Annotated in this window: 13 protein-coding genes; 6 read left to right on the forward strand and 7 right to left on the reverse strand. The window is 71.6% G+C overall.

Annotated features, from left to right (window positions below; all coding sequences use genetic code 11):
• The first annotated feature begins 58 nt into the window (after positions 1-58).
• Positions 59-1,168, forward strand: a complete 1,110-nt coding sequence (locus ABT070_RS25365) for a substrate-binding domain-containing protein (protein WP_351764150.1) — start codon at positions 59-61, stop codon at positions 1,166-1,168.
• 55 nt (positions 1,169-1,223) lie between these two features.
• Here ABT070_RS25365 and ABT070_RS25370 read toward each other — a convergent pair whose 3' ends face one another.
• Positions 1,224-2,159 carry a LysR family transcriptional regulator gene (locus ABT070_RS25370; protein WP_351764151.1) on the reverse strand — a complete coding sequence of 312 codons (936 nt, stop codon included), beginning with the start codon at positions 2,157-2,159 and terminating at the stop codon, positions 1,224-1,226.
• Between the two features lie 106 nt (positions 2,160-2,265).
• On the opposite strand from ABT070_RS25370, the gene ABT070_RS25375 reads away from it, so the two are divergent.
• From ABT070_RS25375 to ABT070_RS25385, 3 genes are all read left to right on the forward strand, one after another.
• Positions 2,266-3,111 (forward strand): oxidoreductase, encoded by an 846-nt coding sequence (locus tag ABT070_RS25375; RefSeq protein WP_351764152.1) that lies wholly within the window; start codon positions 2,266-2,268, stop codon positions 3,109-3,111.
• 91 nt (positions 3,112-3,202) lie between these two features.
• Entirely contained in the window at positions 3,203-3,808 is a 606-nt protein-coding gene (locus tag ABT070_RS25380) for a helix-turn-helix domain-containing protein (RefSeq protein WP_351764153.1), read from the forward strand.
• A gap of 96 nt (positions 3,809-3,904) precedes the next feature.
• Positions 3,905-4,807: a class I SAM-dependent methyltransferase gene (locus tag ABT070_RS25385; RefSeq protein WP_351764154.1), complete on the forward strand. Its 903-nt coding sequence runs from the start codon at positions 3,905-3,907 to the stop codon at positions 4,805-4,807.
• 20 nt (positions 4,808-4,827) lie between these two features.
• Here the strand turns inward: ABT070_RS25385 and ABT070_RS25390 are convergent, their stop codons facing one another.
• The 3 genes from ABT070_RS25390 to ABT070_RS25400 all read right to left on the reverse strand — a co-directional run bounded on the left by ABT070_RS25390 (position 4,828) and on the right by ABT070_RS25400 (position 9,773).
• On the reverse strand, positions 4,828-7,035 hold the full coding sequence (locus ABT070_RS25390; RefSeq protein WP_351764155.1) for a pectate lyase-like domain-containing protein: 2,208 nt from the start codon (positions 7,033-7,035) through the stop codon (positions 4,828-4,830).
• Positions 7,036-7,113: 78 nt separating this feature from the next.
• Positions 7,114-8,499, reverse strand: coding sequence for a ricin-type beta-trefoil lectin domain protein (locus ABT070_RS25395; RefSeq protein ID WP_451101185.1), 1,386 nt, complete (start codon positions 8,497-8,499; stop codon positions 7,114-7,116).
• Complete coding sequence (locus tag ABT070_RS25400) at positions 8,496-9,773, reverse strand: ricin-type beta-trefoil lectin domain protein (RefSeq protein ID WP_351764157.1); 1,278 nt, start codon at positions 9,771-9,773, stop codon at positions 8,496-8,498. The genes ABT070_RS25395 and ABT070_RS25400 overlap by 4 nt, the downstream gene beginning before the upstream one ends.
• 276 nt (positions 9,774-10,049) lie before the next feature.
• Between ABT070_RS25400 and ABT070_RS25405 the strand changes: the two genes are divergently transcribed.
• Positions 10,050-10,373: an antibiotic biosynthesis monooxygenase family protein gene (locus ABT070_RS25405; RefSeq protein WP_351764158.1), complete on the forward strand. Its 324-nt coding sequence runs from the start codon at positions 10,050-10,052 to the stop codon at positions 10,371-10,373.
• 165 nt (positions 10,374-10,538) lie between these two features.
• Here the strand turns inward: ABT070_RS25405 and ABT070_RS25410 are convergent, their stop codons facing one another.
• Positions 10,539-11,087 carry a YciI family protein gene (locus tag ABT070_RS25410; protein WP_351764159.1) on the reverse strand — a complete coding sequence of 183 codons (549 nt, stop codon included), beginning with the start codon at positions 11,085-11,087 and terminating at the stop codon, positions 10,539-10,541.
• A 389-nt stretch (positions 11,088-11,476) separates the two neighbouring features.
• Here ABT070_RS25410 and ABT070_RS25415 point away from each other — a divergent pair, with 389 nt between their 5' ends.
• Positions 11,477-12,784, forward strand: coding sequence for a PP2C family protein-serine/threonine phosphatase (locus tag ABT070_RS25415; RefSeq protein WP_351764160.1), 1,308 nt, complete (start codon positions 11,477-11,479; stop codon positions 12,782-12,784).
• 39 nt (positions 12,785-12,823) lie between these two features.
• On the opposite strand, the gene ABT070_RS25420 is transcribed toward ABT070_RS25415, so the two are convergent.
• Both ABT070_RS25420 and ABT070_RS25425 read right to left on the reverse strand, forming a co-directional pair.
• The gene (locus ABT070_RS25420; protein WP_351764161.1) at positions 12,824-13,324 is read right to left on the reverse strand and encodes an ATP-binding protein; all 501 of its coding nucleotides are present in this window, start codon (positions 13,322-13,324) and stop codon (positions 12,824-12,826) included.
• A 343-nt stretch (positions 13,325-13,667) separates the two neighbouring features.
• Positions 13,668-14,213, reverse strand: a complete 546-nt coding sequence (locus ABT070_RS25425; protein ID WP_351764162.1) for a P-loop NTPase family protein — start codon at positions 14,211-14,213, stop codon at positions 13,668-13,670.
• Positions 14,214-14,243: the final 30 nt, after the last annotated feature.

The following is a 14,243-nucleotide window of genomic DNA, read 5'->3' on the forward strand; positions in this document are numbered from 1 at the left end:
CGCTCGACGGCACACCGCACTCCCGCAACCAGCACCGTACGAAGGGGTCAACTCCACCATGCGCACATCCGTCATCAGAAGCATCGCCGCCGTCGGCGCCGTCGCCCTGCTCACCCTGGGCACGGCCTGTTCCAACGAACGCGAGGGCTCCACCGGCAGCGACAGTGCCGACGCCAAGGGCTTCGCGAAGGACTCCCTGATCGGCGTCGCCCTGCCCGCCAAGACCTCGGAGAACTGGGTGCTCGCCGGTGACCTGTTCACCAGTGGCCTGAAGGACTCGGGCTTCAAGGCCGACGTCCAGTACGCGGGCGCCTCGACCACCGTCGCCGACCAGCAGGCGCAGATCTCCTCCATGGTCACCAAGGGCGCGAAGGTCATCGTCATCGGCGCGACCGACGCCTCGCAGCTCGCGACCCAGGTGAAGCAGGCCAAGGACGAGGGCGTCACCGTCATCGCCTACGACCGGCTCATCACCAACACCCCCGACGTCGACTACTACATCGCCTTCGACAACTTCAAGGTCGGCCAGCTCCAGGGCCAGGCGCTGATCGACGGCATGAAGGCGAAGAAGCCGAAGGGCCCCTGGACGGTCGAACTGTTCTCCGGCTCGCCGGACGACAACAACTCCAAGGTCTTCTTCGACGGCGCGATGGAGGTGCTGAAGCCCTTGATCGACAAGGGCGACATCGTTGTCGGCTCGAAGCAGACCGACATCAAGCAGACCGCGACCCAGGGCTGGAAGGCCGAGAACGCCCAGCAGCGCATGGACTCGCTGCTGACCTCGGCCTACGGCGGCAAGAAGACCCTCGACGGCGTCCTGTCCCCCAACGACACGCTCGCCCGCGCGATCCTCACCTCGGTCAAGGGCGCCGGCAAGGCGGTCCCGGTCGTCACCGGCCAGGACTCCGAGGTCGAGTCGGTGAAGTCGATCATGGCGGGTGAGCAGTACTCGACCATCAACAAGGACACCCGCAAGCTCGTCGCGGAGACCGTCAACATGGTCAAGGCCCTCCAGAAGGGCGACAAGCCGACCATCAACGACACCAAGTCGTACGACAACGGCAAGAAGGTCGTCCCGTCCTTCCTCCTGCCGCCGGTCATCGTCACCAAGGAGAACGCGGCCGAGGCCTACGCGAACGACCCCAAGCTGGCGCCGCTCACCAAGTAGCACCGGCCACCGACGTCGCCCGCCCCGAGAGGCTCTCCGGGGCGGGCGACGTCGGTCATGCTCCGGCAGCCGGCTCACAGCGGGTGGTGACTCCGACCTCACGCGCGGCGGCCAGGTAGGCGAGCACCAGGGGCCGTCGGTCGTCGTGGGCGGCGGCCACCGCCAGCCGGGACGGGGAGATGCCCCGGACCGGTACGGCGATCACCTTGTCCCGGACGATCAACGGGGCGTTGCCGGTGGCCAGCAGCGCGATCCCCTGGCCGCCGGACACCGCCTCATGGGTCTCCTCGGCGCTGGCCACCACCCCGCCGATCCGCGGCGGGCGGCCGTCGCGGGCGTCGAGGGCGAGCCAGTGGTCGCGCAGCGGGCCGGCCTCCGCGGGGAGGGCGAGGAAGGGCTCCGCCAGCAGGTCGGCGAAGTCCACCTGTCCCTCGGGGTCGGACGCGGCCCGCGCCGCCAGGGGGTGTCCCGCCGGCAGCGCGACCACGCGGGGCTCGAGGGCGACCACCTCGCACCGGTAACGGTCCTCGTCGGGCAGCGGCAGCCAGACGAAGGCCACATCACTGGATCCGTCCGCCAACCCGGCGCTGGGATCGGCCCAGTTGACCTGTCGCAGAACGGGCCGGGCGGCGGGATGCCGTGAGACCAGGCGGGTCCGCAGGGCGGGCAGCAGCCCGCGGCCCGGGCTGGTGGACATGCCGATCACCAGGGTGCGCCGCTCGGCGGAGTCCGCCTCCCGTACCGCCGCCTCCGCGGCCTGCCAGGCGGCCAGCACCTCACGGGCGTGCGGCAACAGGGCTTCCCCCACGGCGGTCAACCGCACCGTCCGCCGGTCCCGTTCGAACAGGACCACGCCGAGTTGCCTCTCCAGCATCCGTATCTGCTTGCTCAGCGCGGGCTGGGAGACGAACAGCCGCTCGGCGGCGCGAGTGAAGCCCAACTCCTCGGCGACCGCGACGAAGTAGCGCAGATCACGCGCATGGATGTCCATGACCCATGGCTATCACAACAGGTCTTGGACGCCGTCCTGCTGCCCGGCGAAGGATGGGAGCCGTCGGGCGGGGAGCCCCGCACGGCAGTCGACGAGGGAGACGAAGATGCGCGAGAACGCCAAGGTCTGGCTGGTCACCGGCGCGAGCAGCGGTTTCGGGCGGGCCGTCGCCGAGGCCGCGGTCGCCGCCGGTGACACGGTGATCGGCACGGCCCGCCGGGTCGAGGCGCTGGACGACCTGGTCGCCGCCCACCCGGACCGTGCGGAGGCGATCAGCCTGGACGTCACCGACGGCGAGCGGGTCGAGGCGGTGGCCGCCGACGTCCTGGCCCGTTACGGCAGGGTGGACGTCGTGGTGAACAACGCCGGCCGCACCCAGGTCGGGGCCTTCGAGGAGACCACCGACCAGGAGCTGCGCGACCTGTTCGAACTGCACGTGTTCGGCCCGGCGCGGCTGACCCGCGCACTGCTGCCGCAGATGAGGGAGCGGGGCAGTGGATCGATCGTGAACATCAGCAGCTTCGGCGGGCAGTTGTCCTTCGCCGGGTTCTCCGCCTACAGCGCGACCAAGGCGGCGCTGGAGCAGCTCTCGGAGGGCCTGGCCGACGAGGTGACGCCGTTCGGCATCAAGGTGCTGATCGTCGAGCCCGGCGCGTTCCGTACCAACCTGTTCGGCAAGGGTGCCGCGTACTTCTCCGAGGAGAACCCGGCGTACGCGGAGAAGGTCGGCGCGACCCGGCGGCTGGTGCGCGGCGGCGACGGCGATCAGCCCGGCGACCCGGCGAAGGCCGCGGCGGCGATCCTGCTGGCGCTGGACGCCGAGAACACCCCGCTCCGCCTCGCCCTCGGCGGCGACGCGGTCGACTTCCTGACCCGGCACCTGGACGCCGTGCGGGCCGAGCTCTCCGCGTGGGAGAAGGTCTCCCGGGCAACGGACTTCGACACCGCGTGACAGCGTGCCGTCGGTGGGGGTTCGGGGGTGCCACCGAGGCGAGTGCGTGAGAGGCCCACCCGCCTTGCCACCTGCGCATACAATGTTGCCCATGACGCAAGAACCCGGTGAGCTGGAGAGCCTGGTACGCAAACGCATCCGCGCGCTGCGACTGGCCCAGGGCTGGTCCCTGGAGGAGCTGGCCGCCCGCGCCCGGGTCAGCCAGTCCACGCTCAGCCGTATCGAGAACGGCCGGCGCCGTCTGGCCCTGGACCAGCTCGTGACCCTCGCCCGCGCCCTGGAGACCTCCCTCGACCAACTGGTCGAGACCGCGGCGGACGATGTCGTCTCCAACCCGATGATCGACGCGGCCCACGGTCAGATGCGCTGGCCCGTGAAGGCGGAACCCGGCGTGACCGTGGTACGCCAGCGCCTGACGGACCCGCCGCCCGACAATCCCTCGCGCATGCGCGCCCACCCGGGCCGCGAATGGCTCGTCGTCCTCTCCGGCACCGCGATCCTGCTGCTGGGCAACCGGCGCTTCCGGGTCGAGACGAACCAGTCGGCGGAGTTCCCCACGATGCTGCCGCACGCCATCGGCGCCGAGGGCGGACCGTGCGAGGTGCTGGGCATCTTCGACCGCGACGCCCGCCGCGGCCACCAGCGCGGCAAGGACGCCGAGAAGGACACGGCGAAGGCGGACCGCCCGTCACCGTGACCGCTTTCTTGCGTGGCGCGCAACCCGGCGGGCCATCGTCTTGCGCATTCCGCAACCGCCCCGGCCACTCGCCGTCGGCCCGCTTAGCGTGTGCGCATGAATCACCCCTCCCCGCACACGACGCACCACGCCACGCACCGTCCTCACGAGCAGGAGCACAAGCACGAGCACGAGCATGTGAACGAGCACCGCGCCGACGACCAGTCGGAGATCCTCGACCTGGACGCGGAAGTGCTCGCCGAACACATCGCGTCCATCACCGCCTGGCTGCCCGTCGGGACCAGCCCCACCCACATCGTGGACCTGGGCTGCGGCACCGGAACCGGCACCCTCGCTCTGCTCGCGCGCTTCGCGGAGGCCGAGGTGACGGCCGTCGACGTCTCGGACGCCCACCTGCGCCGCCTGCGCGAGAAGGCGGCCGCGGCCGGAGCGGCCGACCGCGTGCGCATCGTGCGGGCCGACCTCGACGCGACGGCGTGGCCCGAACTCGGAACTCCGGAGCTGGTCTGGGCGTCGGCCTCCCTGCACCACATGGCCGACCCCGACCGCGCCCTGCGCCAGGTCCACGAACTGCTCGCACCGGGCGGACTGTTCGCCGTCGTCGAGCTGGCCGGCTTCCCCCGGTTCCTGCCCGGAAGCGCCCCGCAGGAAGCTCCAGGTCTCGAGGAGCGCTGCCATACCGCGCTCGACCACCGGCACGCCGAGCGGATCCCCCACCGGGGCGCCGACTGGGGAACGGAGCTGGCGAAGGCCGGCTTCACCGTCGAGGCCGAACGCACCGTCACCGTCGACATCGGCCCGTCCCGGACCGACGCGGTGGGCCGCTACGCCCTGAGCAGTCTGCGCCGCATACGCGGCGGTGTCGCCGCCACCCTGGCACCCGAGGACCTGGCCGCCCTCGACCGGCTGCTCGACACCGACAGCCCGCACAGCGTCCTGCGCCGCACCGACCTGACCGTGCGCACCGAACGCACGGTCTGGGCAGCACGGCGCGACTGACGGCTCGTGGGTGGTTCACCTCACGGGTAGTTCACCAGGTTGGCCACGTTGGTGGTGGAGTTGGACGGTCCACCCCGGTCGTTGATGACGTGCCGGACGGTTCCGGTGCCGCCGAGCGAGACCGTCACCATGTTCTGGAAGCGCACGTTCGGGTTGGCCGGCACCTCGAAGGCGTGCTCGGCGGCCACACTCGGGTTGACGTTGAAGTAGCAGTAGCTGCCGAGTCCGTAGGCCTGGTGGCTGGTGACCGAGTTCGCGACCTTGTAGGCGGCGTAGCCCTGCGTGGAGCCGTTCATCCAGGCGGCCTGGCTGGGCGGGTCGTAGGGCATCTCGTTCTGGTAGAAGTACGTCCGGCCGCCGTTGCCGTTCCAGAGGGTCTGGTGCTTCTGGTAGTGCTCGACGAACAGGCCGTACATGGTGACGTCGTCGCCGTTGACGACGAGGCCGGTGTCGGCCGTGTTGGTGGTCCAGCCCACTCCGGTGCCGTGGTCGGCGCGCCAGATCCACATGTGGTCGCCGATGACGTCGTCGCTGTTGACGACGAGGCTGGTGGTCGCCTTGCCCACGGCGGCTCCGCCGACCCGGAAGTAGACGTCGTGGAGGGAGGTGGGGTTCGCCGAGTGGTCGGCGGCGGCGCCGGACGGGCCGATCTCCATGAGCGTCTGCGAGTTGGTGGTACCGGCGTCGAAGAGCACACCGGCGACCTTCACTCCGTCGACGTCGGCGACGGTCATGGCGGTGACGCCGTTGTCCGGGACGAACGTGGCGAGACCGAGACCGAGCACGACGGTGTCGGGGCGGGTCACCCGCAGGGTCTGGTTCAGGTGGTACACACCCGGGGTGACCAGCAGGTTCTTGCCCGCGTCGAGAGCGGCGTTGATCTGTGCGGCGGTCGCGCCCGGCTTGACGACGAAGAACTGGTCGATGCCGAGCGAGCTGCCGGCGGCGGTCCCGTTCGCCCAGCTGGTGGCCGCGGAGCTGGTCCGCACGGAGGGGACGAACACCTGGTAGGCGCCGGCCGCGTCCACGTACAGGAAGGGCTTCTCGCGCACGGTGGGAGTCTGACCGACCGTGGTGTAGGGCGGGTTGGGGAAGCTGTTGGCCGGCACGCCCTGACTGCCGACGAAGACCATGTTCCAGTTGGAGCCGGTCCAGCTGCCGAGCTGGGAGTTGCGGGTCAGCCACTGCTGCTGGGTACCGGACCGCACCTGGCCGTCGATCTTGCTGTCGGCCATGAACCCGCCGCTGGACCAGCCGCCGTCGCTCAGCTCCAGGTTGCCGCGGACATGCATGCGGCGGTAGCCGGACGCCTGCGAGACCGCCCAGCGGTCGGTGCCGCCGGTCGGGTTGACCGACAGGTTCTCGGCGCCGCGCCAGAAGTTCTGGGTGGCGTTCTGCGGCGGGAACCAGTCGGCCTCCACATGCACGGCGCCGTTGATCGTGACCGAGTCGGGCGACTGGCCGAGGCCCAGGACCTGGGTGTAGAAGCCGACGTTGACGTCGTTGCTGTACGTGCCGGGCTTGAACATGACCGCGTAGCGCTGGGAGCCGAACTGGTTCGTCTCCTGCTGCTGGAAGATCGAGTTCAGCCGGCTCTGGATCGTGGACGACGACATCGACGGGTCGAAGACGACGACGTTCGGGCCGAGGTCGACGTCCCCGGGGGCGGTGCTCACGGGCGCGACCTGGAAGCGCTGGGCGGCCGTGCCGTTGCAGGTGTACTGGACCAGCTGGACGCTGTCGGCCGTCGAGGCGGACGGGACGTCCAGACACTTTCCGCTGTTGCGGTTGACGAAGTGGTAGGCGCCACCGCCCTCGTCGACGGCCTGCCACTGCTGGTTGGCGCCACCGCCGTACGCCCACAGGTGCACGGCCGCGTTGTCGGCGGTGGACACGTCGCTCACGTCCACGACCTGCTGGGCGTCGTTGCGGTTGTCGATCCGTACGAAGCCGTCGCTGGTCGGGGTGAACCTCCACTGCTGGGCGGTGCTGCTGTTGCAGGCGTACTGCTGCACGGCGGTGCCGTTCACGGTCGCGGCGGACCGGGCGTCCAGGCATTTGCCGCTGCCGGAGTTCACGACCGTGGACCAGCCGGCGGGGAGGGCGGTGGCCGCCTCGGTCGCGGCTCGGGCGGACTGGACGCCGGTGAGGACCGAGACGGCCGTGGCCGCGGCCACGGAAGCCGCGATCCAGGGGCCGGCGAGGGATGGTCGGGGGATGCGGAGCACGTCTTCTCCTGTGCCGCCGGAACGGCGTGAGTGGGGATAGGGGAAGGCAGGGACGGGTCGGCGGGGTGCGCGGGCGGGTCAGCCGGCGTACTGCGCGAAGACCCGGGTGAAGTCCCAGGGCTGCTGGGCGATGCCCGAGCAGGTGTCGGCGCCGCCGCCGGTGCAGGGCCGGTCGCGGTTGACCGACCAGAAGGTCAGCCGGGCCAGGTGGCGCTGCTGGGCGTACGCCAGGATGGTGCGGAAGTCGGCGACGGTCACCGTCTCGCTGTTGTCCGTGATGCCGTTCATCGAGGAGATGCCGGTACGCCGGTAGGCCTGGTCGTCCGAGTAGCCGTAGGCGTTCTTCACCGCGGTCTTGAGGCCCTCGGCGGCCCGGACGGTGAGCTGGCCCATGTTCTGGCCCGCGCCGCCGAAGTTGAACGGCATGATCGTCCAGCTGTCCACGGTGAGTCCGGAGGCGGCGGCCCTGCCGATCAGGCTGCTGTCGGGGCCGTTCTGTCCGGTGCCGAAGGTGATGTACACCTTGATGCCGGGGTTGTTGGCCTTGATGGTCTTCAGCGCGTCGACGGTGCGCTGCTGCACGGTCGGGCTGTCGTACGCCGCCGCCTCGATGTCGATGTCGATCGCCTTGAGCCCGTAGGCGTTGACGACCTTCTGGTACGCGGCGGCCAGTTCGCCCGCGCTGCCGCAGGAGCTCTCCAGCTTGTTGCCGCTCCAGCCGCCGAAGGACGGGATCACGTCACCGCCGGCTCCCCGGACGGTGTTCACGGTCTGCTGGTCGACTCCCCCGGTCAGCGGGCGGCTGCCGTCCCACTGCGGGTTGCAGTAGCCGTTGCTGAGCACGAAGGCGAGCGTGAACCACTTGACGCCGGTCGCGTTCATCACGGTGGTGGGGCTGGGCGGGCTGCCCCAGCCGTTGTAGAGGTACGGCGCGACGGCCATGGCTCCCGGCCCGGGTGCCGGCTCTCCCCCGCCGGGCGCCGTCCACTTCTGGTTGGCGGATCCGGTGCAGGTCCAGATCTGCAACGGGGTGGCGTTGGCGGAGCTGTTGCCGGTCGCGTCCAGGCACTTGTTCGCCTGCGGGTTGACGATGTCGCGAGCGGCGGTGACGGTCCACTGCTGCGCCGCGCTGCCGTTGCAGTCCCACAGCTGGGTCCGCGTTCCGTCGGCGGTGCCGCCCGAGGTCACGTCCAGGCATTTGCCGAGGGCGCGGATCGTGCCGTCGGCGCCCACCGTCCACTGCTGGGCCGCGCTGCCGTTGCAGTCGTAGAGCTGTACGGCCGTGCCGTTGGCCGTGGCGGCGCCCGCGATGTCGACGCACTTGCCGCCGATCCCGGTGATCTGCCCGGCGGCCGCCGCGGCACCGCTCGCCGGCGTGCCGGTCAGGCCGGTGAGCAGGGCGGCCACGGCCGCCACGCCCAGCGCGCCGCGTACCGCGCGGCCGTGCGGGAACCTCCTGGTCATCGGGTCACCGTCCATTTCTGCTGAGAGACACCGGTACAGGTCCAGATCTGCAGCCGGGTGCCGTTGGCGGAGCTGCCGCCCGCGGCGTCCAGGCACTTGTTCGCCTGCGGGTTGACGATGTCGCGGGCGGCGGGGACGGCCCACTGCTGGGCCGCGGAGCCGTTGCAGTCCCACAGTTGGACGGGGGTGCCGTCCGCGGTGCCGCCCGAGGCGACGTCCAGGCACTTGCCGAGCGCGCGGATCGTGCCGTCGGCGCCCACGGACCACTGCTGGGCGGCGGTGCCGTTGCAGTCGTACAGCTGCACGGCCGTGCCGTTGGCGCTGTTGGCGCCGGCCACGTCCACGCACTTGCCGCCGATGCCGGTGATCGGGCCGGCGCCGCCCGGCTGGGCGGTGTCGGTGCTCACGCGGACGTAGTCGACCAGGAGTTGCTGGGGGAAGGCGGTGCTGCCGTCGGGGTCACCGGGCCAGTAGCCGCCGACCGCGAGATTGAGGATCAGGAAGAACGGCTTGTCGAAGACCCACTGCCGTCCGCCGAGGTCGGCGGGGGTGCGCCGCTGGTAGACGGTGCCGTCGACGGACCAGGTGATCGCGTTCGGGCTCCAGTCGACGGCGAAGGTGTGGTAGGCGTCGGCGAACGCCTGTCCGCCGGGCAGGGTGTATCCGGCCCCGATGCCCGCGGAGCCGGAGTATCCCGGACCGTGCAGGGTGCCGTGGACGGTGGCAGGCTCGAAGCCCACGTTCTCCATGACGTCGATCTCGCCCGAGGCGGGCCAGCCGACCTGGCCGATGTCGTTGCCCAGCATCCAGAACGCGGGCCACATGCCCTGCCCGCGCGGGACCTTCATCCGGGCTTCGACCCGGCCGTACGTCGTGGTGAACCTTCCGGCCGTGTTCAGCCGGGCGGAGGTGTACTCACACCGTCCGTACCAGCACTGGTAGTTGCCCGGGTTCTCCCGGCGGGCGGTGATCACCAGATGGCCCTGGCCGTCCAGAGCGGCGTTGCGGTTGCCCGCGGTGTAGTACTGCCGCTCGTGGTTGTTGACGTTGTCACCGGTCTCGGTCTGCCATCGGGCGCCGTCCACGGCGGAACCGGCGGGGCCGTCGAACTCCTCGGAGAACGTGACGGCGGCCGCCCGGGGTGCCGCGGCGGCGCGGGTGGAGGATTCGGCCGCGGTGGGGGACACGCCCAGCGCGGGTCCGGTGGACAGCGACGCGAAGACGAGGAGCGAGGCCAACGACAGCAGCAGGCGCCGGGGGCGCGGAGAGGCCATGGCTCTCCCTTCATGACACATGACGGCTGTCACGACATGGTCATGACATCCGTGGGCGCGGCCGGGCGGCTCGCCACTGGCCGCGCCTATTGGGTGGGGGGTGCGAACCGGCCCTGGCAGGGGCTTAGTTCACTACGTGATTTAAGAAGTGAGTAATGACCCTGTCAAGAGTTTGGTCTGGACCAGATTCAGGAGAGGGCGCCGCCGGGGCCGCAGCCGGATCGCACGGAGGGGGTGGTCCGCCGCCCGGGCGTCGCGGGAGGGCAGGATGGGAACATGAGCGTAGTCAAGATCAACGTACTGACCGTCCCGGCGGAACAGCGGGAGACCCTCGAGAAGCGGTTCGCCGCACGAGCCCACGCCGTCGAGAACTCGGACGGCTTCGAGTGGTTCGAGCTGCTCCGCCCCATGGAGGGGACCGACGACTACCTGGTGTACACGCGGTGGCGTGACGAGGAGTCGTTCCAGGCGTGGATGGAGGGCCCGATGAAGTCCGCCCACCGGGGCGGCACGGAGGGGGACCGGCCCAAGCCCGCGGCCTCGGGCTCCACCCTCTGGTCCTTCGAGGTGGTGCAACAGGCGGCGCCGAAGGGCGAGTAGCCGCCAAGGGCGGGTGGACACCGTACCGTCCACCCGCCCCGGGCTTCACCCGCCGCGAACAGGGCGAACTCCGGCCCTACGCATCGGTACGGGAGCCCGCAGTGCCGTTCGCCGACAGGCTCCGGACCGAGCCGCTCGGCCGGCCGGAGGGCGACTGCGGGTTCGTCACGGCCGTCCGCCGAACTGCCAGGCGTGGACTTCGACGTCGGCGTACCCCTCCGGAGCCAGGACCGCGCGCGCCGAGTCCGGGTCGGGGGCCCTGAGCAGCACCGCGGTACCCACCCGGGTGACGCCGTCGTCGGACAGCAGCGGCCCGTACGCGATCAGCTCGTCCCGGCCGGGCGGCACGACGAGGCCGTCGTCCGTTCCCGGGCCGAGGCCTAGGACCAGGTACCGGTCGCCACCGCTGCGGCCGCCGGGGAAGTCCCACATGGTGCGGCCCAGCATGTTGCGCCACCGGCGAAGCAGCACGTCCCGGTAGACACCGGCCTGGTAGTTGGGCTCGTCGAAGACGAACGCGCGAGCGGCGGCCGCATCCGGCAGATCGACGATGTGCACGCTGCCGGTCGGCGCGTCGCCGCCGACGGCGAACGTCGGGCCGCGGGCGATCATCCGCTCCGCGTACCGGTCCATGTAGGACCAGTGCCCCTCCAGCAGTTCGTCGCGCAGGGTGGCGGAGGCGGGCCGATCACGGTGATAGCAGAAGAACTCCATACCGGCAGACCCTTGCCGACTCGGCCCGGTATCTCAACCTCGGCCCGGTATCCCCACAGGGCCCGGTATCCCCACAGGGAGGGACCCGGTGGGTGGGCCCGAGGGTGCCGGGCTTCCGGGCTTCGGAGGGTCGAGCGACTTTCGGCCGTTCCGACCGATCCGCCGGCCGCCTGCTTGCGGTGGACCTGCCGGTCCGTGATGGCGCTCCTGCCGCAACTCGGTTCCGGACCCGATGACATGACGCGCCATCATATAGTTGCGACGGCGCGCGGTGCTCCCCGGATCTCCCGCCGCGGGCCGGACCCCACTGGAAAGGCACGACCCTGCGGAACCAACCGCGCAGCCGCACCGACAACGTCTCCTCCGCTGCGCCCTCGCCCCGCCGGTCGGTGTTCTCCCCCGCCGCCGACGCCATCGGCTCGGAACTCGATCTGCTGATGACCGGCAGCCATGTCGTGCACGCGCTGACCCCCGGATTCTGCGACGCGGCCTCCGTCCACCTGCTGGAGCGGTGGCGTGTCGAGGAGAACGCGCACGCCGGTGTGGACGCGCCCAGGATCGAGGCACGCCGGACGGCGCTGCGCGTCGGGCCGGGAGCGCGGGAGGACTGGGAGGGCACGCTGCCGGTCGGCGAGGTGATCTCCTTCCCCCGGGACACGCCGTACGCCCGCGCGCTCACCACCGGGCAGGCTCAGGTGCTCGACGCGGTGGACCCGCATGCGTCCGAGCGGCTCCTCGCCTCCGGGGACGGCGAGGCCCGCGTCCGCGATCTGCTGGGTGTGGCGGGCCTCCTGGTCGTACCGCTGCGGCTGCGGGACCTGGCGATCGGCTTCGTCACCTGCACGCGCGGACCGGGCCGTGCGCCGTTCGGCCCGGCGGACGTGGCCGCCGTGGAGGCGCTGGCCGCGCGGGCCGCCGTGGCCTTCGACAACGCGCGCCGCTACGAGCGCGAGCGGCGGACCTCGCTGGCCATCCGCAACAGTCTGCCGCCCGGCACGGCCCAGGAGTTCGGCGGCTGCCGCACCGCGCACGGCTGCCTGCCGGCCGGGCAGGGCAATCTCGTCGGCGGTGACTGGTTCGACGTGCTGAAGCGGCCGGGCGACCGGGTCAGCCTGATCGTCGGGGACGCCATGGGACACGGCCCGGAGTCCGCCGTCGCGATGATCCAGCTGCGCACCGCCGTCCGCACCCTGGCGGCGCTCGACATCCCCGCCGCCGACCTCATAGGACGGCTCGACACACTCGCCGGGGACTCCCCCGGCATCTCCTTCGCGACCTGCATATACGCCGAGTGGGACGCCCGGCGACGCACCTGCACCCTGGTGGGGGCGGGCCACCCTCCCCCGTTGCTGCGCGGCCCGGACGGCCGCACCGCCCCGGTCAGGCTGACCGGGGCGGGCCTGCCCCTGGGGCTCGGGGCGGGCAGCTACGAGGAGACCGTGCTCAGCGTGCCGGATCCGGCCCTGCTGGTGCTCTACAGCGACGGCCTGGTCGAGTCCCGCGACGCCGACATCGACCAGGAGATCACCCGCCTCGCGCGCACCGTGGACGCGGCGGCCGGCGTCGAGCCCGTGGACGGCGGCGGGCAGGACGCGCTGCCGTCCCTGTGCCGTCGGCTCCTGCACGCCCCTTCCGGCGCGGCCGGAGCCGACGACCGCACCCTGCTGCTGGCCGAACTGACCCCTGCCGGGCGCTGAGCCGCCGGGACCGGCCGGCGTGCCGGTTCCCGCGCCCGCTCAGGCCGTCATCGTCGCCCAGATCGCGTTGCCGCCGGTGAGCCTCGACCGGTCGACTCCCCAGGCCTCGGCGAGCTGCTCGACGAGGAGGAGACCGCGACCGCCCTCGTCGTCCGGTCCGGGCTCGCAGCGGGGCAGCCCCCGTCCCGTACGGTCGTGATCGTGCACCTCCAGGCGCAGGCGCCCGTCCGTGACGAGTCCCGCGCCGCACAGGAACCGGGTGCCGAGCGTGTGCCGTACGGCGTTGGTGGCCAGCTCGGACACGAGCAGGACGGCGTCCGCGCACAGCTCGACCGGCAGCCGCCACGCGGCCAGCCGGGCGCTCATCGAGCGGCGGGCCACCGAGACGCTGGAGCGGTGTGCCGGGAGTTCGATCCAGTGCGCCCGCTCGGGGCTCCAGGTGTCCAGGGACCGGCTGCCCGAAGGCCGGGTGTCCGAAGGCCGGCTGTCCGAGAGCCGGGTGTCCGAGGGCTGGGGTGAGGAGGTCGTGTGGGGGGACACGGTGGTCGCCTTCCGTGGGGGGGCGGCAGCAGCCAGAGGCACAGAACGGTGAACAACGGGCCTACGGAGGAGGGGTGTTCCGCTCGGGCCCGGCACCGCGAACGTCCGAGCGGTCCAACGCCTGTGGGGGTGGCAGGGGTTGGCCGGGGAACCCTCGAGTTCGGCGGCACGCTTCACACAAGTAACTATGCTCGCAACGAAGTTCAAGCTGCAACTGACTGCCCGAGAATGCACAGGATGACCAGCTCGCCCCCTCGGGACATCGACACCGGCAGGCGCGTCGAGCCGTGGCCGCCCCCACCGGCCGGACCCGGCCGGACCGGCTCGTGCCCGGCCCCGGGCCTCAGTGCTCCCGGGCCGGAAGGCGGTCCAGGCCCGTGTCGAGCATGATGCGGTCGACGGTCCGGGAGAGCGCGCTGTCGGCGCCGACGACCGTCTCGACACCGCCCGGCAGCAGATCGAGCTCCCGGTACCAGGCGCGCAGGTCCGCCTCGCCGACCTCGTGGGCGATCGGCTTGGTGGCGTGGCGCACCAGGGTCTCGGCGAACGGCACATGAAGGTAGTAGCCGTGGGTCGGGCCGCGGTGGTCCGCGCGCAGTCGCTCGAGCATGGGACCGTACCGGTCGGCGTACAGGATGCCTTCGAGGACGACGTGGTAGCCCGCGTCCAGGGCATAGCGGGCGACCGCCTCGATCAGCCCGATGTTCGCCCCGCCGGGCCGGTCGTGCTCGCGCAGTACGACCCGGCGGAGGTTGTCCTGTCCGACCAGGGCCAGGCCCCGGCCGAACCTCTCGCGCAGACCGGCCGCGACCGCCGACTTGCCCGAGGCGCTGTTGCCGCGCAGGACGATCAACCGGGTCTCCGGGGTGCCCACCCTCACGGCGGCCACGCTACCGGCACGGCGGACACCGCCGGTTCG

Origin of the sequence: Streptomyces sp. NPDC002884 (genome assembly GCF_040295245.1) — a bacterium.
GTDB lineage: Bacteria > Actinomycetota > Actinomycetes > Streptomycetales > Streptomycetaceae > Streptomyces.

What these genes read in the sequence shown, in the direction of transcription:
- ABT070_RS25370 (WP_351764151.1), bottom strand. Translation starts at nt 2,159, where the DNA reads ATGGACATCCATGCGCGTGATCTGCGCTACTTCGTCGCGGTCGCCGAG.
- ABT070_RS25405 (WP_351764158.1), top strand. Translation starts at nt 10,050, where the DNA reads ATGAGCGTAGTCAAGATCAACGTACTGACCGTCCCGGCGGAACAGCGG.
- ABT070_RS25380 (WP_351764153.1), top strand. Translation starts at nt 3,203, where the DNA reads ATGACGCAAGAACCCGGTGAGCTGGAGAGCCTGGTACGCAAACGCATC.
- ABT070_RS25410 (WP_351764159.1), bottom strand. Translation starts at nt 11,087, where the DNA reads ATGGAGTTCTTCTGCTATCACCGTGATCGGCCCGCCTCCGCCACCCTG.
- ABT070_RS25400 (WP_351764157.1), bottom strand. Translation starts at nt 9,773, where the DNA reads ATGGCCTCTCCGCGCCCCCGGCGCCTGCTGCTGTCGTTGGCCTCGCTC.
- ABT070_RS25395 (WP_451101185.1), bottom strand. Translation starts at nt 8,499, where the DNA reads ATGACCAGGAGGTTCCCGCACGGCCGCGCGGTACGCGGCGCGCTGGGC.
- ABT070_RS25375 (WP_351764152.1), top strand. Translation starts at nt 2,266, where the DNA reads ATGCGCGAGAACGCCAAGGTCTGGCTGGTCACCGGCGCGAGCAGCGGT.
- ABT070_RS25365 (WP_351764150.1), top strand. Translation starts at nt 59, where the DNA reads ATGCGCACATCCGTCATCAGAAGCATCGCCGCCGTCGGCGCCGTCGCC.
- ABT070_RS25385 (WP_351764154.1), top strand. Translation starts at nt 3,905, where the DNA reads ATGAATCACCCCTCCCCGCACACGACGCACCACGCCACGCACCGTCCT.